The organism is Breoghania sp., assembly GCF_963674635.1.
Lineage (GTDB): Bacteria > Pseudomonadota > Alphaproteobacteria > Rhizobiales > Stappiaceae > Breoghania.
Genome location: NZ_OY771475.1, coordinates 2,756,437 through 2,776,318 on the forward strand (window position 1 = coordinate 2,756,437; position 19,882 = coordinate 2,776,318).

The window sequence follows — 19,882 nt, forward strand, 5'->3', positions numbered from 1 at the left end:
ACGACGCATTCCTGCCTCTGGCGTTGGCGTTTCGAAACTGAAGGGATGAAGCCGGTATGGGCTTGTTAAGGCGTATTGGTATCGACACCTACATGGTGTTGCTGTTCGTAACCGTCGGCCTCGGCGTGCTGCTTCCGGCGGACGGGATAGCCGCCGATGTCTTGAAGCACGTGACCTATTGGGCCGTGTCGCTGCTGTTCTTTCTCTATGGCGCCAAGCTCGACCCGAGCGCGGTGCGGGCCGGGATCACGAATATCCCCATCCAGGGCCTGACTTTCGCCTCGACCTACATCATGTTTCCGATCTTCGGGTTCATTTTCGCCTGGCTCTTCGGCTCTCTGCTGGGCGAGAAACTGACCTTCGGACTGATGTTCCTGGCTGTTCTGCCCTCCACAGTTCAGTCCTCCATCGCCTTCACCTCCATCGCGCGCGGCAACGTTGCCGCCGCCATCTGCGCGGCTTCCGTTTCCAACCTTATCGGCGTGGCGTTGACGCCTGCCATGGTGGCCTTTCTGCTGCATCAAGGCGATGGCGGCGTGAGCCTCGACAGCGTGATCAAGATCGGCACGCAGATCCTGCTGCCCTTCATCGTCGGTCAGGTGCTGCGCCCCTGGGTCGGCGGCTTCGTGAAAAAGCACAAGGTCCTGACGATGGTGGTGGATCGCGGCTCGATCCTGCTGATCATCTATGCCGCCTTCTCCCGCTCAACGGTTACCGGCCTTTGGAACGCCATCCCGGTGAGCAGTCTGCTGATCCTGATCGTCGTGATGCTGATTTTCCTCGCCGTCACCATGAGTGTGATCGCGGCGGCGGGACATCTTTTCAGGCTGAACTACCCGGACCGGGCGTCGCTGTTCTATTGCGGCTCCACCAAAAGCCTCGCCTCAGGCATGCCCATTGCGACCGCGCTCTTTGCGGCCAATGAACTGGGCGCCATCGTGCTGCCGCTGCTCGTCTATCACATGAGCCAGCTTCTCGTTTGCGCCTATATCTCGCAAAAATCAGCGCAGAGAACGCTGGAACCCGCCGAAGCGTAGTTGGGCCGGCTGCAAGCGACAGCCAATAGACGCGATGTCAAAAAGGGGCCGGCTTCAGAAGAGACCGGCCCCGTCTCCATTCAAGGGGAAGCCGGCCCCCTCGGCATTCAAGCCGGTCCCGGAGCTGCGAGGTCGGTCGGCTTGACCGTCACGTTTCTCCTCCCCATCATCCGCCGCACGCCTTTTTTCTTAAGAACCATTTCCGAGCCCGCCATGGACAAGCTTTCCGTCATGCACGCCTTTCGCCGGATCGTGGAGCGGGGGAGCTTTGCGCGTGCGGCGGACGATCTCGGCGTCTCCCCGGCACTTCTCAGCCGCGAAATCCGGCTTCTTGAAGAAAGCCTCGGCTGTACGCTGATTGCACGCACGACGCGGTCCATGTCGCTGACCGATGCCGGGCATCTCTATTATGAGGAGGCAAATGCCGTTCTGGAGGCCGTGCACGGCGTCGAGAGCCGCATCCGCGAAGGGGCGGGAGCCGTCCAGGGGCATCTCAGGGTCAATTCCGCAAGCTCCTTCGCACAGACCGTCATCACCCCCTGTCTGCCGGAGTTCCTGTCCACCTATCCCGACCTCAGGTTTACCTTGTCGCTCGACGAGCGCGTCGTCGACATGGTGGAGGGCGGCTTCGATCTTGCCATCCGCATTCGGCCCGACATGCCGGATTCCGGCCTTGTTCAACGCAAGATCGGCATCGCCCGGCAGCGCATCTTTTCCTCACGCGCCTATCTGGAGCGCGCTGGAACACCAAAGGCCCCGGAAGAGATCCCCGCCCACCGCATCATTGGCTTCGCATTCGGGACGCACCTGACCTCCTGGACGCTTCACCGCACGATGGAAGAAAACGAGGCAGACGCCCGCACAATAGACCTCGATCCCCATCTGAGGGTGGAAAACAGCCTGATCCTGCGCGATCTCCTGATTGCGGGACACGGCATCGGCACCCTGCCGGATTTCGTCGCCGACGAGGCAGTGGCGCGCGGAGAGCTGGTGCGCATATTGCCCGACTACGAGTTGGCGCCGCGCCAAATCTACGCCGTCACCGCCTCCCGGCTCGGCATGGATGCCAAGGTATCCGCCTTTCTGGATCATCTGCGGCTGCGCCTGAGGCCCTGACATTCTTCAACTCGCGTAAAGAATGATATGACAGGGGCCGGGTTATTCCCGAGAGCCCCTTCCGCGATCTTTCCGGCATCGAAACACTCTGTCGGAGAGATCCAATGACCCGCGTTCTCGTTCTCTACTATTCAAGCTACGGCCATATCCGCGAAATGGCGGAGGCGGAGGCCGAAGGGGCCCGCAGCGTTGCGGGTGTGCAGGCCGATCTGCGTCGCGTCCCAGAAACCGTGCCGGAAGAGGTTCGCGAGAAGGCGGGCTTCATTGCCGATGATACGGCCCTGGCCAGCCCTGCCGATCTTGAAGACTACGATGCGATCATTATCGGCACACCGACTTTGTTCGGCATGATGGCCGGGCAGATGAAGTCCTTCCTCGATCAGGCAGGCGGGCTGTGGGCACGCAATGCCCTGGTCGGCAAGGTCGCCGCCGTCTTCGCCTCCACCGGCTCCCAGCATGGCGGGCATGAGGCTACGCTGCTCACCACCCAGATCCCGCTTCTGCATTTCGGCATGATGATCGTCGGCATGCCCTACCTTTTCGAGGGGCAGAAGTCTGAGGACGGCATCGTCGGCGGCTCGCCTTATGGGGCGGGCACCATTGCAGGTTCGGACGGTGCACGCCGCCCCAACGAGACGGATCTTGCCGGCGCACGTTTTCAGGGTGCGTATGTGGCCGAAATCGCTGCTCGTCTTTCGCGGACCGAAAGCCGTCAGGAGGCCGCGTGATGGAACCGCTTTGCATCGATTTCTTCCACGACGTGGTGTGCTGCTGGTCGTTCAACATCTCCTCGCGTCTGCGTCTTCTTGCGGGCGAGATGCCACTCGACATCCATCACCGGACCTTCGTCCTTCAGGCAAGCCACACGGAAATGGCTACGCGCTGGGGCAGCCCTGAGGCGGCGCGCAAGACGATCCTCGGGCACTGGTCGGTTTGCCGCGAAGCCAGCGACCGGCCCGAGCTGATCGACATCGACGCGATGGCGCGAGCCGATTTCGACTATCCGCACGGCTACATCGCCGCGCTCGCCTGCAAGGCCGCAGAACGGCTTGCCGGACAAGACGCCCATTGGGCGATGTTCGACCAGCTTCAGCGCGCCCACCTCACCCATGCGCAGAATATCGCCGATCCTAAGGTCATCCGGGAGGTCGCCCATGCGCTCGGTTTTGATGCGGCCGGGTTCAACGCCGCATTCGACGATCCGGCGACGGCGGCAGCCGTGGAAGCCGACCGGCACTATGCCCGCCGCCATCAGGTGCAGGCGGTCCCGACCGTGATCATCCGCGAGACCGGAATGCGGCTCGTCAACGGGCCGATCGACGATCTCAGGGCGCAGATCCGCGCAGCGCAGCGCCTTGTCGCTTGACGCCATCCAAACTGAAGGAAAACGACGATGCGCATCAGGCCATGCGAAAAGGCCTTTCGGTGGTTGCAAGACTGGTTCCGGGAAAGGAACCTGATACCAATACGATGGCACTCAAAGCGCCGGCCGCTCGATCTCTCCTGCGACCTGAGACGGGACATCGGCCTGCCCTGTCTGCCGGGCGATCCCTCCCCGCGTTTCCGCAATTATCAGTAATCCAGACAGGCAGGATCCCATGTCTCGTTCAACCGACATCCTTCTGACCGGCCTCGCGCCCGCGATCTGGGGCAGCACCTATCTGGTCACCACCGAGGCCCTGCCTCAGGGCTATCCCATCACGCTTTCCGTCCTGCGCGCACTGCCAGCAGGGCTTTTGCTCATTGCCGTCACGCGATGCCTGCCGCCACGTGCCTGGCTTGGCCGGGTCTTCGCGCTCGGAGCGCTCAACTTCTCGCTGTTCTGGGTGTGCCTGTTCATCGCCGCCTATCGGCTTCCCGGCGGCGTCGCGGCGACGCTCGGATCCTTCCAGGCGATCATGGTGATCATCATGGCGCGGGGCTGGCTGGGAACGCCAATTCGAACCGGCGCGGTCATCGCAGCTCTTGCCGGTGTCCTCGGCGTCGGGTTGCTGGTTCTGGGCCCGGAGGCAAAGCTCGATCCGATCGGCATAGCAGCCGGGATCGGCGGGGCGGCCTCCATGGCGGCGGGAACGGTTCTCTCGCGAAGATGGCAGCCGCCGGTTCCCGCTCTCAGCTTCACAGCCTGGCAACTGACGGCCGGTGGCCTCCTCCTGCTGCCGCTCGCGCTTCTGATGGAACCGCCCCTGCCGCAACTGTCCGCGCTCAACCTTGCAGGTCTGATCTGGCTCGGCCTCATCGGGGCGGCGGCGACCTATGCGATCTGGTTTCGCGGCATCGCGCGCATCGAACCCGGCGCGGTCTCCATGCTTGGCATGATGAGCCCTGTAACCGCCGTCACCCTGGGCTGGCTATGGCTGGGCCAGTCGCTCGAACCCGCGCAGCTTCTCGGAGCGGTGATCGTGCTGGCATCTGTTTGGGCAGGCCAGCGTGCAAACCGGCCACGGGCAACCCCAGACGCGAAACCGGCTGCCCCCCTGCTCAGCGAGACTTCGTGAGGCGCAAGGCCGCCCCAGCCTGAACCGGGTTGGGGCGCGTGGGCATGGGGCGCAAGGGGCCGATCCTTCGAGACGGTCCTGACGGCCCTCCTCAGGATGACGTTGTGGGTGTTGGCAGATCGAAAGAAGCCCTCATCACGCACAACGTCATCCTGAGGGGCCTGCGCAAGCAGGCGTCTCGAAGGATGCCCCCCACGCACCTCCCGCCCTGTCTCCAGCCACGGACTCTGCATGCGCACCAGCCCCCGTCTCCAGGCTTCGGCTCCGCGCCCGAGCCCGAGCCCGAGCCCGAGCCCTCGACCGAGCCGACTCCGAAAACAACGCCCCCGCCATTCGACAACACGCCCCCAACCCTCGCGGGTTGACAAAGACCACCGAAGCCTTGCACATTTAAATGCGCCTAGGCGCATATGCGCATTTCAGAGAGAGCAAGCATGGATATCCCAAAGATCCTGGCGGCCATGGCGGAGCCGACGCGACTGGGCGCGATGCAAGTTGTTTGCGATGACGGCGAACACTGTGTGTGTGAACTGATGGCGCGCCTTGAAACGAGCCAATCACGGATGTCGCGGCACATGAAGGCACTCAAGGACGCGGGCCTCGTGATCGACCGGCGCGATGCGCAATGGGTGCGCTACCGCATGAACCCCGACCTACCCGCCGATATACGCCAGATCGTAGATGCTGTTCTTTCGGCTGCCAGAAATGCGGCTGAGAACCAGAAAAGGAACGCAGCATGAGCACCGGGACCGGCACATCTGCGCGTCGCGTTTCCCATCCCGACTGGCACTGGCATCTGGGCGTGGTCCTTTTCATCGCGGCGTGGTGGCTGGTTTACCGTCAGCTCATCCCCGTCTCCGACTGGATCACCGGCCTTTTCCCAGTGGAGCGCCATGGCCACACCGGCGAGGCGATTGCCTTCTTCTTCTACGACACGCCGAAAGTGATGATGCTCTTGACGCTCATCGTTTTCGCCATGGGCGTCGTGCGCAGCTACTTCTCACCGGAAAAGACCCGCGCGCTGCTTTCCGGCAGGCGCGAAGGCGTGGGCAACGTGATGTCGGCGGGACTAGGCATCCTGACGCCGTTCTGCTCCTGCTCGGCCGTACCGCTCTTCATTGGTTTCATTTCCGCAGGTGTTCCGCTGGGCGTGACCTTCTCCTTCCTCATTGCCGCGCCGATGGTCAACGAGGTGGCGCTCGTCCTTCTTTTCGGGCTCGTCGGGTGGAAGGTGGCGGCGACCTATCTGGGCTTCGGGCTCACCATCGCCATTCTTGCCGGTCTCGTCATCGGCAAGCTGCGCCTTGAAGGCTGGTTGCAGGACTGGGTGCGCGACATCCATTCCGGCGCGAACGCCCCGGTGGTCGGCGACGGCGAGAACCTCACCATAGTCGACCGCTATCGCCTCGGCGTTGAGGCGGTCCGCGAAATCGTCGGCAAGGTGTGGATGTGGATCATCCTCGGCATTGCCATGGGCGCGTTGATCCACGGCTATGTGCCAGAGGATCTGATGGCCTCCATCATGGGCGCGGACGCATGGTGGTCTGTGCCTGCCGCAGTCGTCCTCGGCATTCCGATGTACACCAATGCCGCCGGTGTCGTTCCCATTGTCGAGGCACTTCTGGGCAAGGGCGCGGCGCTGGGCACCGTGCTCGCCTTCATGATGAGCGTCATCGCGCTATCCTTGCCGGAAATGATCATCCTTCGGCAGGTTCTGACGCTCCGCCTCATCGCCGTCTTCATCGGTGTGGTGGGCAGCGGCATCCTCGCCGTCGGCTTTCTGTTCAATCTGATTTTCTGACCTGGAAAGGATCCTTCGATGAAAATGGTCAAAGTCTACGGTCCTGGCTGCAAGCGTTGCGAGACGGTGGCAACCATGGTGAAGGACGCCGCCGCAAAACTGGATATCGAGATCGAACTTGAAAAGGTAAGCGATGCGAAATCCATCGCCATGGCGGGCGTCATGTCCACGCCAGGCCTCGCCATTGACGGCAAGCTCGTCCATGCCGGTGGCCTGCCGCGCGAGGACGCTGTGGAACAGTGGTTGAAGGACTAGAAGCCCCGGAGCGGAGCTTCCACAAAGCAAATCTTGTGCACTGCAGCATCACCCGCACATGGTAGTGCTGCGCACAAAATCCCGGTCACGACCTGATCGACGGGGGCAGCGCACGCTCCTTTTGCCAAAGAAGCCGCACGGCCCGTGCGCGCCATTTTCAGGCCAGGCGCCGCGTGATGGAAGATAGGGCGGCGAGGCGCGTTCTCGCCGCGCGTCCGGCCGCGACGCATATTCTCTGGACATGGGCCACCGGGTTTGCTCAAACCGCGCTATCCCCGGCGTCACGCGACAGACAGATGGACAGGATGGCGCGACCGACCCGGCCGGAAGGCACGAGGCAAAGGAAGCACCGACATGAGCGATCAGATCGAGATCATCCGTCCAGACGACTGGCACCTGCACCTGCGCGACGGGGACATGCTGAAGGCGGTCCTGCCGATCAGCGCCGGTCTCTTCGCCCGCGCGATCATCATGCCGAACCTGGTGCCGCCGGTTCGCACACTTGACGACATGCGTGCCTATCGCTCGCGCATCGAGGCAGCCCTTCCAGAGGGCAGCGCCTTCAAGCCTCTCATGACGCTGTATCTGACAGAGACGACCGACCCGGCTGAAATCACCAAGGGCGCGGAAACGGGGGTACTCACCGCGCTGAAGCTCTATCCGGCCGGTGCGACAACCAATTCCGATGCGGGCGTGAAGGACTTCACGCGCATCACCAAGGTGCTCGAAGCAATGCAGGAGGCCTCGGTGCCGCTGCTCGTCCACGGCGAAGTGAACGACCCGGACGTCGACATCTTCGACCGCGAAGCCGTCTTCATCGAACGCGTTCTGGAGCCGCTGCGTCGCGACTTTCCGGGCCTCCGTGTCGTCATGGAGCACATCACCACGCAGGATGGGGCGTCTTACGTGAGTGAGGCCAATGAGAACCTGGCCGCAACGATCACCCCGCAGCACCTGATCATCAACCGAACGGACATTTTCCGCGGTGGGATCCGGCCCCATTTCTATTGCCTGCCCATCGCCAAGCGCGAAAATCATCGTCAGGCTCTGCGCAAGGCGGCGACGTCGGGAAATCCGAAGTTCTTCCTTGGCACCGATTCCGCGCCGCATCCGGTCAACGCCAAGGAAAGCGCCTGCGGTTGCGCGGGCATCTTCAACGCGCCGGTGACGCTGCCTTATCTGGCGCAGGTCTTCGACGAGGAAGGCGCCCTCGACAAGCTGGAGGCCTTCACCTCCCTCAACGGGCCGGCCTTCTACCGCCTGCCGGTCAATGAGGACCGCATCACGCTGACGCGCACCGCACCGGACCCGTCGATCTTCGCGTGCGTCGGTGCCGGAACCGGCGGCAATGTTGTGGTTTTCCGGGCCGACAAGCCGCTAAACTGGTCGGTGACGCACGCCTGATCCGGGCGGGCGGGACCGACCGTTCTTCCGGATCTCCAGCAAGAAACACCACGTTTCAGGAGTGGACCGCGTGGCGCGCTACAGCAAAATCGGCGTGATCGGATCGGGAACGATCGGCACGGAGATCATTGAGCATATTCTTCGCGCGACCGAGCTGGAGCTTGCCTTCGTACTCGTCTCGAGTGCTGACAGCACCACCCGGCCCGATCTTCCCGCAGGCGTCGTCACCACCGATGCGGAAGAGGCGCTTGCAACGCCGGTCGATCTCGTTATCGAGGCGGCCGTGCCTGGGGTGCTGGCGGATCTTGCCCCGCGATTTCTGGAAGGAGCCGATGTCTGCGGCTTCAGCTGTACGGCTCTCGCCGATCCGGCAATCGAACAGGCGGTGCGCCACGCCTGTGCCGCGAGTGGTCATGCCTTCTATGTTCCGCACGGGGCCATACTGGCGCTCGACGGGATCGCAGACGGCAGGGCGCTCCTGGAAAACGTCACCGTCACCACCAGCAAGAGCGGCCCAAGCCTCGGCATCGGGGAAGACGCAAGCGGGATCCTTTTCGAAGGCCCTGCGCGGGAGGTCTGCGCGCGATTTCCGAGAAACGTCAATGTTCATGCGGCCATCGCGCTCGCGGGCCTCGGCTTTGACCGGACCGTCAGCCGCGTGGTGGCGGTTCCCGGCCTCAAGACCATGCAGCACCATGTGGAAGTGAAGGGCCAAGGGCTCGAATGGGATATCCGCGTCTCTTCGCGCTCACTCGGCGGCATCACGGGTGCCTACACGCCTCAATCGGCCCTTGGCTCGATTGACCGGCTCCTCGGCGGAAGCGGCATCGTCGTGGCCTGAGCTTGCGCCACAGCACTGCGTCTCCTCATATTCCCCTTTTCAAGGCAAGGCAGGCCATGTCTTCGATCACCGAAAAATTCGACACGTTGAAAACCGACAACGCGCCCGGTCAGGAGAGCCGCCTCAGACAGAGCAATCTCGAAGACCTGATGATTGGCGACAAGCTCGCCGGGCGCAGGGTCGATTTCTCCCACGGCGACGTCGATGCGTTTCGGCCCACGCCGGGGGCCTTCGAAGCCTTCAGTGCGGGCGTCGCGGAAGGCGGCGCGCAGGCCTATACCGAATATCGCGGGCGACAGACCTTGCGCGAGATGCTGGCGGAAAGGCTGGCGAAATTCACCGGCGCGCCCTTGAACGCGGAAAGCGAGATCATCCTGACACCAGGCACGCAGGGCGCGCTGTTCCTTGCGGTGGCAGCCACGGTAACCTCCGGCGACAAGGTTGCCATCGTGCAGCCGGACTATTTCGCCAACCGCAAGCTGGTACAGTTCTTTGATGGTGAGATCTGCCCGGTGCAGCTCGACTATCTCGGGCCGAACGACAGGGCCGGGCTTGATCTCGACGAACTGGAGGATGCCTTCAAGGCGGGCGCAAAGACCTTCCTGTTCTCAAATCCAAGCAATCCGACGGGCGCAGTCTATTCGCCGGATGAGATCCGCGCCATTGCCGAACTTGCCGCCAGATACGGGGCAACCGTCATTGCCGACCAGCTCTATTCACGCCTCAAATACAGCGATTGCGGCCCCTATACGCATCTGCGCGCGATTGCGGGCACGGAAAACGTGATCACGATCATGGGGCCTTCCAAGACGGAATCGCTTTCCGGCTATCGCCTCGGCGTCGCCTTCGGTTCGGCCGCGATCATCGAGCGGATGGAACGGCTTCAGGCGATCGTTTCGCTGCGCGCAGCCGGGTACAACCAGGCCGTCTTCGGGACCTGGTTCGCAGAGCCGGAAGGCTGGATGGAGGAACGCATCCGGCTGCATCAGAACCTTCGCGACGCGCTGCTATCCCGTTTCCGCGCGGCGGACGGCATTGCCGTGCGCAGGCCGCAGGCGGGCAGTTATCTCTTTGCCCGCATGCCGGAACTCACCATCTCGCCCCTCGATTTCGTGCGCCTGTTAAACCGGCAGGCCGATGTCATTGTCACGCCGGGCAGCGAGTTCAGCCCGCATACGCTTGAGAGCATCCGCCTCAACTATTCGCAGGACCATGTTGCTGCCTGCGCCGCCGTGGATCGCATCGTGGAAATGGCGAAGCGCTACCGCGCATAGATCCACCGGATACCCCGAAAACGAAAAACGCCGGGGCCTGACTGGGCACCGGCGTTTTCTGGTGTTGGCACCAATCCAGAGATCAGCCGGTGGCCAGGAAGGCTTCAACCTCGGCTTTTCGGGGCATGGGGGCCACGGCACCGTAGCCCTGTGTGGAAAGAGCCGCCGCCGCATTGGCGTAGCGCGCGGCCTCAAAGGGCGTGTCGCCCGCCGCTATGCGGGCCAGGAAGGAGCCGTCGAACGTGTCCCCCGCAGCCGTCGCGTCGACCGGGGTCACCTTGCGCCCACCGATGAGCTGACGCTCGCTTTCAGTGCCCACCAGCGTACCCTTGGCCCCCAGTGTCAGCGCGACGATCTTGGCTCCCAGGTTCAGATAGAAATCGACGATTGCATCCGGCTCCGACAGCCCCGTCAGGTGGATCGCATCATCCAGGCCCGGCAGCGCGATGTCGCAACGCTTCATGGCTTCATGCGTCACCGCACGGGCACGCGACAACGGCCAGAGCTTCAGGCGCAGGTTGGTGTCGTAGGAGACGGTTCGGCCCGCAGCCCTTGCCAGGTCAATCGCCTCGAAAACCGTATCGGCGGCGGATGGCGAGATCGCCTGCGAGATGCCGGAGACATGCAGGATCTTCGCGCTCCTCACCGCCTCCACCGGCAGATCCTCCGGCCGCATCTTGCTGGCCGCGGAGCCCGCCCGGAAATAGCTGAATTCATGTCCGTCGGGGCCGTGGGTGACGAAATAGACAGCGGTCGGCGCGGTCGTCACCTGCTTCACGTGCGAACAGTCCACGCCTTCCGAGCGCCACAGGTCCATGAAGCTGTTGCCGAAGGTATCGGCGCCCAGAATCGTGAAATAGCCGACCGAAGCGCCCTGCCGCGCGGCGGCGCAAGCGGTGTTCTGGGTATCTCCGCCATGGCCGGGGAGATAGTTGCCGTCGGGCTGCTGATTGAACTCCAGCATGGGTTCGCCGAGGCAGAGGATGTCAAATGCCATCTACAGTCTCTCTCGTTCGATCTCGATCACCGGGCGCAGACGGCGCGCCTCGCATGACAGAGGGATGGAAGGTCTTTTCCGCTGTCTCGCCAGCACTGCCAACCCCGTCATTTTTACGGATAATTCCCTGCTTGCGCGCCTTGAAACAAGGTATCAGCGACGTTCAGGCTGCGCCGCAGGTGAACTCGATTGCCGCGAAGCCCTCGATCTCGGCCACCGCGCGCTCGCCAGGCCGGACCGTATGGCCGCCGCCAAAGGCTCCGGTCGTCACCACGTCGCCGGCCTTGATCGGGTGGTCGGTTCCGGCAAGTGCGTTGGCAAGCCATGTCAGGGGGTGAGCCGGATCGCCCGCGGGATGGCCACCGTGCTGGTCAACGACCCTACGTCCGGCGATTTCCAGTTTCACGCCAACATCCGCCTTCACCCGTTCGCGCCAGTCGCTCACGCCCATGCCACAGACCAGACCGTAATTGCCCATGGAATCGGCCCGCACGAACAAGGGATCGGGGGCGCTCAGGAAAGGGTACCGGTTATCCAGAAGCTCGAAAGCTGCGAAAGCCTCGCCGACGGCGGCCCAAACCTCTTCGGCCGTGTAGGCGTTCCCGTTGCCGCGGGCGGGCAGGTCTTCCTTGAAGCGGAAGGCGATTTCCGCCTCCACTTTCATTGGCACCCCCACATTGACCGGCTCGCTCGTGGCGTCCATCACGCGCGGTGCCGGGATCGCCCCCCAACAGCCTTCTCTGTCTTCCACCTGAAAGACCTTGTAGCCCGCGATGGGACCAAAATGCCGGATCACGGCGACCTGGACAGCATCCGCCTCGTCCGCGGTTACGGGAATCTGGAAAGGGCTTTCCCTGTCGAGCGGGCGATTGCTCTGCCGCGCATCTATCAAGAGCTGGGTGAGATGGGAGTTCGGCATGGGGCGTACGGCCTTATATGTGGACCCTTTTCCAGGCCCGTGTGTATCGGCCTGTCTTTCGTTTGCAGGCCTGTCTCATTGCGAAGTCTTGTAACGCGCCGTTTATCTTCCGTGCACACAAGACAACCATAGTAATCATCCGCCGTCCGAAATCGGACGGGTCTCCATGCCTATAGGCCCTCCGTTGCGGTACATAAATCTCGCATTTCGACACAGCTTGAGCGGGCACCCCGCAAGGGCGTGACATGCAGCCCGCAAAACCCACAAGCGCTGCAACCGATATCCTGCCCGAGATTTAATCCACAACATGTTTAGCATCCCGAGCCAGCCCATTCTCGACCGCTCCAACCCCATGACAGACAAGGCCATCGGTCGATTCTCCCGCAACATGATCTCGAAGCCCAAAAAAAGAGCACTGCCTCCTGCGTTTGCAGCATTCACCCCCAATCCGCCTAACCCACTGATGCCTTGTGGACTCTCAAATGCAAAACGAGATCCTGCACCCGCCCCCGAACTCTGTGACATGGGCAGATGCGCCACGCTGCGACCTTTTGCGCCGTCCCATAGCCCGGTCGCCGATGGCAAGTGCAATGTCGGCGTTGTGTAAATCGGAATCATAATTGGCTTCGCGAGCGAATGGATCTCAAAGGCTTCTGGCCAAAGCAGGATTCTTTTGGATACAATCTTTGCGCGAACCTGAGGTGTGACACATCTCAAGAGAATCGACTACAGGTCTGAACACATCAACCTACGGAGTTCGCCCCTGCCTCTCTCGTGAGGCTTCAAGGCGCTGAAAGACAGCGCGCCTCCACTTGAAGTCTCCCCCGCAACTACCGCGAACATGCTTCGACCCGCGACTTTCCTCCCGATCTTCGCGGTCCCCGCAAGTCGATATGGCGAACTTTAGACAGCTCCGCACTGTCAGAAGGCGAAAATCAATGAAAGCACTTGTTTATACCGGCCCGAAAAGCGTGGAAGTTCAAGATGTGGAAACGCCCGAAGGGCGCGCGGGAGCGGTTCGACTTCGCCTTCACTATTGTGGTGTGTGCGGGACTGACATCGGAATTTTTTCAGGTAAACACCCGCGGGCGACCGCACCGCTGGTGCTCGGGCATGAATTTGTCGGCACGGTGGAGGAAGCCCCGGAGGGCTCGCGCTTCGCGTTCGGCGACCGGGCCGTCGCCTATCCCTTGCTGAGCTGCGGCCACTGTCACCCCTGCCGCAACGGCCAGCCGCATGTGTGCGCGAGCCTGCGCCTGATCGGCATCGACTGCGATGGCGGCATGGCGGAGACGCTGTGGGTGGACGAAAACGTGTTGTTCAAGGTGCCGGACACCCTGTCCGACCGTATCGCCGCCCTGGTGGAACCGCTTGCAGTCGTCGTGCGCACGCTGCACCAGGCGCAATTCGCGCTCACCCAGTCGGCCGTTGTCATGGGCGCTGGCCCGATCGGCATCCTGACCGCGATCGTCCTGAAGAATGCGGGCGCCTCCAAGATCATCATTTCCGACGTGGATGAGGGTCGGCTGAACCTGTGCCGCGAGATGGGCTTCGATGCGGTGGACGTGCGCAAACAGGACCTGATCGAACACGTGAAGGCCGAGACCAATGGCGACGGCGTCGACGCAGTGTTCGAGTGCTCCGGCGTGGCGAGCTCGGCGATCGACATGACCAAGCTGGTGCGTGTGCAGGGCATTATCTGCATGACCGCCACCCACAAGGAGCCGCATGCGGTTTCCCTCATCGACGTCAATTTCAAGGAGCTGACGATCATCGGCTCGCGCGTCTACACGATGGCCGAATTCGGCGCGGCCCTGGAGCTGGCGCAGCAGATGGTTCCGGACCTTGAGAAGGTGATCACGCAGGAAGTGCCGCTGTCGGGCGCCGACAAGGTCTTCGACATGATCGCCGATCCTTCCCTGACCACAGTCAAGATTCTGGTGGATTGCCAAGCATGAGCCTTTTCGATCTTTCCGGCCGCAAGGCCATCGTCACCGGCGGCACACGCGGCCTGGGAAAGTCCATGGCCGAAGGCCTCGTAAGCGCGGGCGTTGAAGTCGTCATCATCGGCAGCTCCGAAAAGGTCCATGAGGTCGCAAAGGAAATATCCGCCAACGGCACCTGCCACGGCCTTGCGTTGGACTTGGGCAACCAGGACGCACGCCGCGATGGCTTCGCCAAGGCGCTCGACATGCTCGCCGGCCAGCTCGACATTCTGGTCACCGCAGCCGGCATCCAGCGCCGTCACAAGTGCGAGGACTTCCCCATCGAGGACTGGCAGGAGGTGATCGACGTCAACCTCACCGCCGTCTTCGACTTATGCCAGATGGCCGGGCGCGTGATGCTGAAGCAGGGCAAGGGCAAGATCATCAACATCGCGTCCCTGCTGTCGTTCTTCGGCGGCTTCACCGTGCCGGCCTATGCGGCCAGCAAGGGCGGGGTCATGCAGCTGACCAAGGCGCTCTCCAACGAGTGGGCGAGCCGCGGCATTAACGTCAACGCCATAGCGCCGGGCTACATGGCCACCGACATGAACACCGCGCTGCTGGCCGATGAAGGTCGCAACGCGGAGATCACCGCCCGCATTCCCGCCAAGCGCTGGGGCACGGGGCCGGACATGATCGGCCCGCTGCTCTTTCTCGCCTCTGACGCAGCAGAATACGTCCACGGCGTCACCCTGCCGGTGGATGGCGGCTACATGGGCCGCTGATTTCGCCCGCCGGTGAAAGGAACTGAAATGAAAGTCGTCTACTCCGATCTCAACCACTCCTCCCACGCGATCGAGGACGAGATCCTCGCGGCCGCCGGATTGTCCGCCCCGCTCTATAACTGCCTCACCGAAGACGAGGTGATCGACCAGCTCGGCGAGGCGGAAATCGTGCTGAACCAGTACGCGCCGTTTACCGCGCGCGTGTTCGAGGCCCTGCCGAACCTCAAGCAGATCATCCGCTACGGCGTGGGCTACAACAACGTGGATCTGGAAGCCGCCACCAAGGCTGGCGTACAGGTTTGCAACGTGCCGGATTACGGCATGAACGAGGTCGCCGACCACGCGCTCGCGCTCTCCCTGACACTGCTGCGCAAGATCGTTCCGATGAACAATTCCTGCCAGGCGGGTCGCTGGGACTACATCGAAGCCGTCCCCATCAGGCGTCTGCGGGAACTGACCGTCGGCGTGATCGGCCTTGGCCGCATTGGCCAGGTCTATGCGCGCAAGATGAACGCCATCGACCTCAAGGTTCTGGGCTACGACAAGTTCTACAAGCCCAACGCAGCCGATGGCACCGACTACATCGAGAGCGCCGACACCGACCGGATCTTCAAGGAAGCCGATATCGTCGCCGTCTTCTGCCCGCTCACCGATGAAACCCGCAACATGATCAATGCCGACGTCATGGCCTCCATGAAGGACACGGCCGTGATCGTGAACACCTCGCGCGGCGGCATCGTCAACGAGGCGGATCTGGCCGCGGCGCTCAAGGCCGGTCAGATCGCGGGCGCGGGCATCGACACAACCGGAAACGAGCCGCTTGAGGATGGCAGCCCGCTGCGGGGCATCGAGACCTGTCTCATCACCCCGCACATGGCCTGGTATTCCGAGGATTCGGCCAACGAACTCAAACGCAAGGTTGCGGAAGAGGCTGTGCGTTTCGCACAAAACCAGCCGGTCAATTGGCCGGTCAACAAGCTCTGAGACCACGGTCTCGGAATCAAGCTTACGGAGGAATATGAATGTCCTGTCTGAAGAAAATCTGCATGGCCTCCGCCATCGCAGTCATGACGCTTGCCCCGGCGCTCTCCCACGCCGCGGACCTGCGCTTTGCAGGTGTGACCTCCACGTCGGCCAAGGAAGCCGCCGTGGAATTCAAGAAGATGGTCGAAGAAGCCACTGATGGCAGCCTGAAGATCCAGCTGTTCCAGGACAACCAGCTCGGCGATGACCGCGTGGCCGCTGAAAGCACCATCTTCGGCGACATCGACATCGGCGTTTCCTCCACAAGCCCGCTTGCCTCGCTGTTCCCCGACCTTTACCTCTTCGACGCTCCCTTCCTGTTCCTGAGCGCCGACGAGACCTACGCCACGCTCGATGGCGAAGTCGGCCAGAACATTCTCGCCACGCTCGAGAAGAAGGGCCTCAAGGGCCTCGGCTTCTGGGAAAACGGCTTCCGCAACTTCACCGACAACGACAAGCCCGTTGCTCTGCCTGAAGATGTGGCAGGCATGAAAGTGCGCACGATGGAAAACGAAGTCCATCTGGCCGCATGGCGTGCCTTCGGTGCGAACCCGACCCCGATGGCCTTCACCGAGCTGTTCACGGCTCTGCAGCAGGGCACGGTCGACGCCCAGGAAAACCCGCTCGGCATCATCGCCGGCAACGGTTTCCAGGAAGTCCAGAACCACGTCTCCCTGACGCAGCACGTCTACACCCCGTACATCGTGTTCATGAACCTCGACCGCTACAACAGCCTCTCCGACAAGGAAAAGGCGGCGATTGAGGACGCCATGGTCAAGGCGACGAAGTTCCAGCGTGAGCGGTCTCAGGAACTGGAAGGGGAAATCCTCGCCTCCTTCGCCGGTGAAGGTGTGACCGTGGTCAAGCCGACCCCGGAACAGAAGGCTGCCTGGCAGAAGAAGGTCATGGACGCCGAGATCTACGACCTCGTGAAGTCGAAGATGGATAATCCCGAATATCTCGACCAGGCTCTTGAGAACTGATTTTTCGCGATCCTGCTGCGCCGCCCACTAAAGTGGGCGGCGCTTTTCTACATTTCTATTTGCCTGATACTGCGCATGGAAGGACCAAGCTAGATGAAGCTACTGCGCTGGTTAGACAATAATCTCGAAATAACACTTTCTGTCGCCCTTGTATCGGCGATGACTGTCATTCTCGCGATCCAGGTATTCATGCGCTATGTGATTGGCGCATCGCTTTATTGGTCGGAAGAAGTCGCCCGCTACATGTTTATCTGGCTGATTTATCTCAGTATCAGTCATGGCGCACACCGGATGCGACACATCAAGCTCGACGCCGCATTAAGTCTGTTTCCAGTCCCTCTTCGCAAATACGTCGTTATTATCGGCGACATCCTGTTCCTTGTCTTCGCCCTCTATGTGATCTGGACGTCGCGCCAGGTCGTCCTGCGCCAATTGATGCTTGGTCAGACCTCGCCGGCAATGGCCCTGCCGATGTGGGCCGTCTACTCCGCTCCGATGGTCGGCTTTGCCTTGACAGCCCTGCGCCAGACGCAGGTCATCTGGTATCGGGTCACCACGCTTAACAAAAGCACCGAAGAGGAGGTCGAGGTATGACGGCTGCCATCCTTTTCGGAAGCCTCGCGGGCTTCCTGATCTTCAACGTGCCCGTCGGCATTGCCATCGGCATGGCCTGCATGCTGACGATCATGACCTTCGGCACGGTTTCCGGCCTCTACATTTCGCAGACCCTCGTCTCCGCCACCGACAGCTTCCCGATCATGGCGATCCCGCTGTTCATTCTCGCCGGTGACCTGATGGGCGCAGGCGGCGTCTCTCGCCGCATCCTGGATGTGGCGCAAGCGTTCTTCGGGCGTGTCACCGGCGGCCTCGCCATCGTGACGGTCGTGGTGTGCATGTTCTTCGCCGCCGTTTCCGGCTCGGGCCCGGCCACGGTTGCCGCCGTAGGATCCATGGTTGTCCCCTCCATGCTCAGGGCCGGTTATTCCAAATCCTTCGTTCTCGCCTTGCTCGCCACAGCAGGCAGCATCGGTGTCATCATCCCGCCATCGATCCCGATGGTGCTTTACGGCGTTTCCACCGGCACATCGATTTCCAGCCTCTTCCTGGCCGGTGCAGGCCCCGGCATCCTGATCGGCCTCGTGCTGATCGTCTATGTCTACTTCTACTCCAAGAAGATGGGGTGGTCGGGGGACCCGACGCCGTTCAACGGGACTCGGGCGATGAAGGTGACCTGGGACGCCAAGTGGGCGCTGCTCAATCCCTTCATCATTCTGGGCGGCATCTATGCGGGTGTCTTCACCCCGACGGAGGCTGCGGCCGTTGCCGCGGTCTATGCCTTCATCTGCGGCGTGTTCATCTATGGCGATCTGAAGCCCAAAGAGATCTTCAGTGTGATTTCAGGCTCCTGCGTCACCATCGGCACCGTGATGGTCATTCTGGGCTGCGCCTCGACCTTCGCGCGCATCCTGACCATCGAGCAGATCCCCGGCGCCATCGCCGACGGCATGCTGACGATCTCCGACAACCCGATCGTCGTGCTGATCATCATCAACGCCCTGCTGCTGCTCGTGGGCTGCGTGATGGACACGACACCGGCCATTCTGGTGCTCGCGCCGATCCTCTATCCGGTGGCGACATCGCTTGGCATCGATCCGGTCCACTTCGGCATCATCATGGTTGTGAACCTGGCGATCGGCTTCATCACGCCGCCACTGGGCATCAACCTCTTCGTGGCCGCCCGAATAGGGGACACAACCCTGTCCCAGGTGATCAAGGGGATCGTGCCGTTCGTTCTGGCCATGATCCTGTCGCTCCTGATCATCACCTATGTGCCGGGCGTCTCCCTGGGGCCGCTGCATCTGATGGGGCGGTAATCCGGACCCGACGGTCCGTTGAAACGAAACACGGGTGGCCGCGGCAACGCTGTGGCCACCCCCATCAAAGCGGGCATGTTCACCGTCCCTCAGAGATTTGAGCCGCCTGTCAGCAAAGGACATGATCTTCATGACAAAGCCCGGCTGCCTCATGGTCGGCCCCATGAGCGAGAATGTCGTCGCCCAGCTCAACGCGCTTTTCACGATTCACAATTTCTGGGAGGCCGAGGACAAGCTCGCCTTCTTAAATGAGATCGCCCCCACCACGCGTTACGTGATCACGCCCGGCAGCCGCGGCTGCTCGGCGGAGATCATCAACGGCCTGCCTGGACTGGAACTCGTCGCCTCCATGGGCGTGGGCTATGACGCGGTGGACGTGGCCGCCGCCAAAGCCGCCAATGTGCGCGTGACCAACACCCCCGATGTTCTGAACGACTGCGTGGCGGAAGTGACGCTCGGGCTGATGCTGTCGCTCGCCCACCGCATCCCGCAGGCCGACCGCTATGTGCGTGAGGGGCATTGGGAAAACGCCAAGTACCCGCTGACGGACGAGCTTTTCGGCAGGCGCGCAGGGATTCTCGGGCTTGGCCGGATCGGCAAGGAAATCGCGCGGCGACTGGAGGCCATGCGGATGGAGATCGTCTATCACGGGCGCACCCGTCAAGACGACCAGCCCTATCGCTTCTACGACAACCTCGTGACCATGGCGCGCGAGGTGGACTGGCTCGTGGTGATCGCGCCGAAATCGGCGGCCACGAACAACATCGTCAACGCGGACGTCATGGAAGCGCTCGGACCGGAAGGCTGTCTGGTCAATGTGGCGCGTGGATCGCTGGTCGATCAGGAAGCCATGACCGCGCTTCTGGAGGCGGGCAAGCTCGGCGGGGCCGCACTCGATGTCTTTGCCCGCGAACCGCATGTGCCGCAACGGCTGCGCGACCTGGAGAATGTCGTCCTTCTTCCTCATGTCGGCAGCGCGACGCGCGCGACCCGGCGACGGATGGAAGACCTGACCGTCGCCAACCTGCGCGCTCATGTGAACGGCGAGGCACTGGTGAGCCCGGTTGCCTGACCAGAAGATCTGAGGATTCGGACCGGGCAAGAGCCCCGGTCACACGGAGCCGGGTTCTCGACCCGCCTCGATGCAGGA

20 protein-coding genes are annotated in these 19,882 nt (G+C 62.2%); 18 read left to right on the forward strand and 2 right to left on the reverse strand.

Annotated elements, in window-relative coordinates:
- Positions 1-56: 56 nt before the first annotated feature.
- The 11 genes from ABGM93_RS11940 (at position 57) to ABGM93_RS11990 (ending at position 10,226) form a co-directional block, all read left to right on the forward strand.
- Positions 57-1,037, forward strand: a complete 981-nt coding sequence (locus tag ABGM93_RS11940; protein ID WP_321335191.1) for a bile acid:sodium symporter family protein — start codon at positions 57-59, stop codon at positions 1,035-1,037.
- 213 nt (positions 1,038-1,250) lie between these two features.
- A complete protein-coding gene (locus ABGM93_RS11945) occupies positions 1,251-2,153 on the forward strand; it encodes a LysR family transcriptional regulator (RefSeq protein ID WP_321499700.1) in 903 nt (300 codons plus the stop codon).
- A 104-nt stretch (positions 2,154-2,257) separates the two neighbouring features.
- A complete protein-coding gene (wrbA, locus tag ABGM93_RS11950; protein ID WP_321499702.1) occupies positions 2,258-2,881 on the forward strand; it encodes an NAD(P)H:quinone oxidoreductase in 624 nt (207 codons plus the stop codon).
- Positions 2,881-3,519: a DsbA family protein gene (locus ABGM93_RS11955; RefSeq protein WP_321499704.1), complete on the forward strand. Its 639-nt coding sequence runs from the start codon at positions 2,881-2,883 to the stop codon at positions 3,517-3,519. Before wrbA ends, ABGM93_RS11955 begins: the two co-directional genes overlap by 1 nt.
- Before the next feature lie 232 nt (positions 3,520-3,751).
- The gene (locus ABGM93_RS11960) at positions 3,752-4,651 is read left to right on the forward strand and encodes an EamA family transporter (RefSeq protein WP_321499706.1); all 900 of its coding nucleotides are present in this window, start codon (positions 3,752-3,754) and stop codon (positions 4,649-4,651) included.
- 434 nt (positions 4,652-5,085) lie between these two features.
- Positions 5,086-5,391: a metalloregulator ArsR/SmtB family transcription factor gene (locus tag ABGM93_RS11965; RefSeq protein WP_321499708.1), complete on the forward strand. Its 306-nt coding sequence runs from the start codon at positions 5,086-5,088 to the stop codon at positions 5,389-5,391.
- The gene (locus ABGM93_RS11970) at positions 5,388-6,452 is read left to right on the forward strand and encodes a permease (RefSeq protein WP_321499710.1); all 1,065 of its coding nucleotides are present in this window, start codon (positions 5,388-5,390) and stop codon (positions 6,450-6,452) included. The genes ABGM93_RS11965 and ABGM93_RS11970 overlap by 4 nt, the downstream gene beginning before the upstream one ends.
- 18 nt (positions 6,453-6,470) lie before the next feature.
- Positions 6,471-6,707 carry a thioredoxin family protein gene (locus ABGM93_RS11975; RefSeq protein ID WP_321499712.1) on the forward strand — a complete coding sequence of 79 codons (237 nt, stop codon included), beginning with the start codon at positions 6,471-6,473 and terminating at the stop codon, positions 6,705-6,707.
- A gap of 354 nt (positions 6,708-7,061) precedes the next feature.
- Positions 7,062-8,111: a dihydroorotase gene (pyrC, locus tag ABGM93_RS11980; protein WP_321499714.1), complete on the forward strand. Its 1,050-nt coding sequence runs from the start codon at positions 7,062-7,064 to the stop codon at positions 8,109-8,111.
- 70 nt (positions 8,112-8,181) lie between these two features.
- Positions 8,182-8,952 (forward strand): aspartate dehydrogenase domain-containing protein, encoded by a 771-nt coding sequence (locus tag ABGM93_RS11985; RefSeq protein ID WP_321499716.1) that lies wholly within the window; start codon positions 8,182-8,184, stop codon positions 8,950-8,952.
- 56 nt (positions 8,953-9,008) lie between these two features.
- Complete coding sequence (locus tag ABGM93_RS11990; protein WP_321499718.1) at positions 9,009-10,226, forward strand: pyridoxal phosphate-dependent aminotransferase; 1,218 nt, start codon at positions 9,009-9,011, stop codon at positions 10,224-10,226.
- An 82-nt stretch (positions 10,227-10,308) separates the two neighbouring features.
- On the opposite strand, the gene ABGM93_RS11995 is transcribed toward ABGM93_RS11990, so the two are convergent.
- Together ABGM93_RS11995 and ABGM93_RS12000 are read right to left on the reverse strand one after the other, a co-directional pair.
- Positions 10,309-11,223 (reverse strand): sugar kinase, encoded by a 915-nt coding sequence (locus tag ABGM93_RS11995; protein WP_321499720.1) that lies wholly within the window; start codon positions 11,221-11,223, stop codon positions 10,309-10,311.
- Between the two features lie 163 nt (positions 11,224-11,386).
- Complete coding sequence (locus ABGM93_RS12000) at positions 11,387-12,142, reverse strand: fumarylacetoacetate hydrolase family protein (RefSeq protein WP_321499722.1); 756 nt, start codon at positions 12,140-12,142, stop codon at positions 11,387-11,389.
- A gap of 938 nt (positions 12,143-13,080) precedes the next feature.
- Between ABGM93_RS12000 and ABGM93_RS12005 the strand changes: the two genes are divergently transcribed.
- The 7 genes from ABGM93_RS12005 to ABGM93_RS12035 all read left to right on the forward strand — a co-directional run bounded on the left by ABGM93_RS12005 (position 13,081) and on the right by ABGM93_RS12035 (position 19,804).
- Positions 13,081-14,100, forward strand: a complete 1,020-nt coding sequence (locus ABGM93_RS12005; RefSeq protein WP_321499724.1) for an alcohol dehydrogenase catalytic domain-containing protein — start codon at positions 13,081-13,083, stop codon at positions 14,098-14,100.
- Positions 14,097-14,852 carry an SDR family NAD(P)-dependent oxidoreductase gene (locus tag ABGM93_RS12010; protein ID WP_319772576.1) on the forward strand — a complete coding sequence of 252 codons (756 nt, stop codon included), beginning with the start codon at positions 14,097-14,099 and terminating at the stop codon, positions 14,850-14,852. The genes ABGM93_RS12005 and ABGM93_RS12010 overlap by 4 nt, the downstream gene beginning before the upstream one ends.
- A 27-nt stretch (positions 14,853-14,879) precedes the next feature.
- Positions 14,880-15,836, forward strand: coding sequence for a C-terminal binding protein (locus ABGM93_RS12015; protein WP_321499727.1), 957 nt, complete (start codon positions 14,880-14,882; stop codon positions 15,834-15,836).
- 38 nt (positions 15,837-15,874) lie between these two features.
- On the forward strand, positions 15,875-16,858 hold the full coding sequence (locus ABGM93_RS12020) for a DctP family TRAP transporter solute-binding subunit (RefSeq protein ID WP_321499729.1): 984 nt from the start codon (positions 15,875-15,877) through the stop codon (positions 16,856-16,858).
- Between the two features lie 93 nt (positions 16,859-16,951).
- Entirely contained in the window at positions 16,952-17,452 is a 501-nt protein-coding gene (locus tag ABGM93_RS12025) for a TRAP transporter small permease (protein ID WP_321499731.1), read from the forward strand.
- Positions 17,449-18,732, forward strand: coding sequence for a TRAP transporter large permease (locus ABGM93_RS12030; protein ID WP_321499733.1), 1,284 nt, complete (start codon positions 17,449-17,451; stop codon positions 18,730-18,732). Before ABGM93_RS12025 ends, ABGM93_RS12030 begins: the two co-directional genes overlap by 4 nt.
- 130 nt (positions 18,733-18,862) lie before the next feature.
- A complete protein-coding gene (locus ABGM93_RS12035; protein WP_321499735.1) occupies positions 18,863-19,804 on the forward strand; it encodes a 2-hydroxyacid dehydrogenase in 942 nt (313 codons plus the stop codon).
- Positions 19,805-19,882 lie beyond the last annotated feature (78 nt).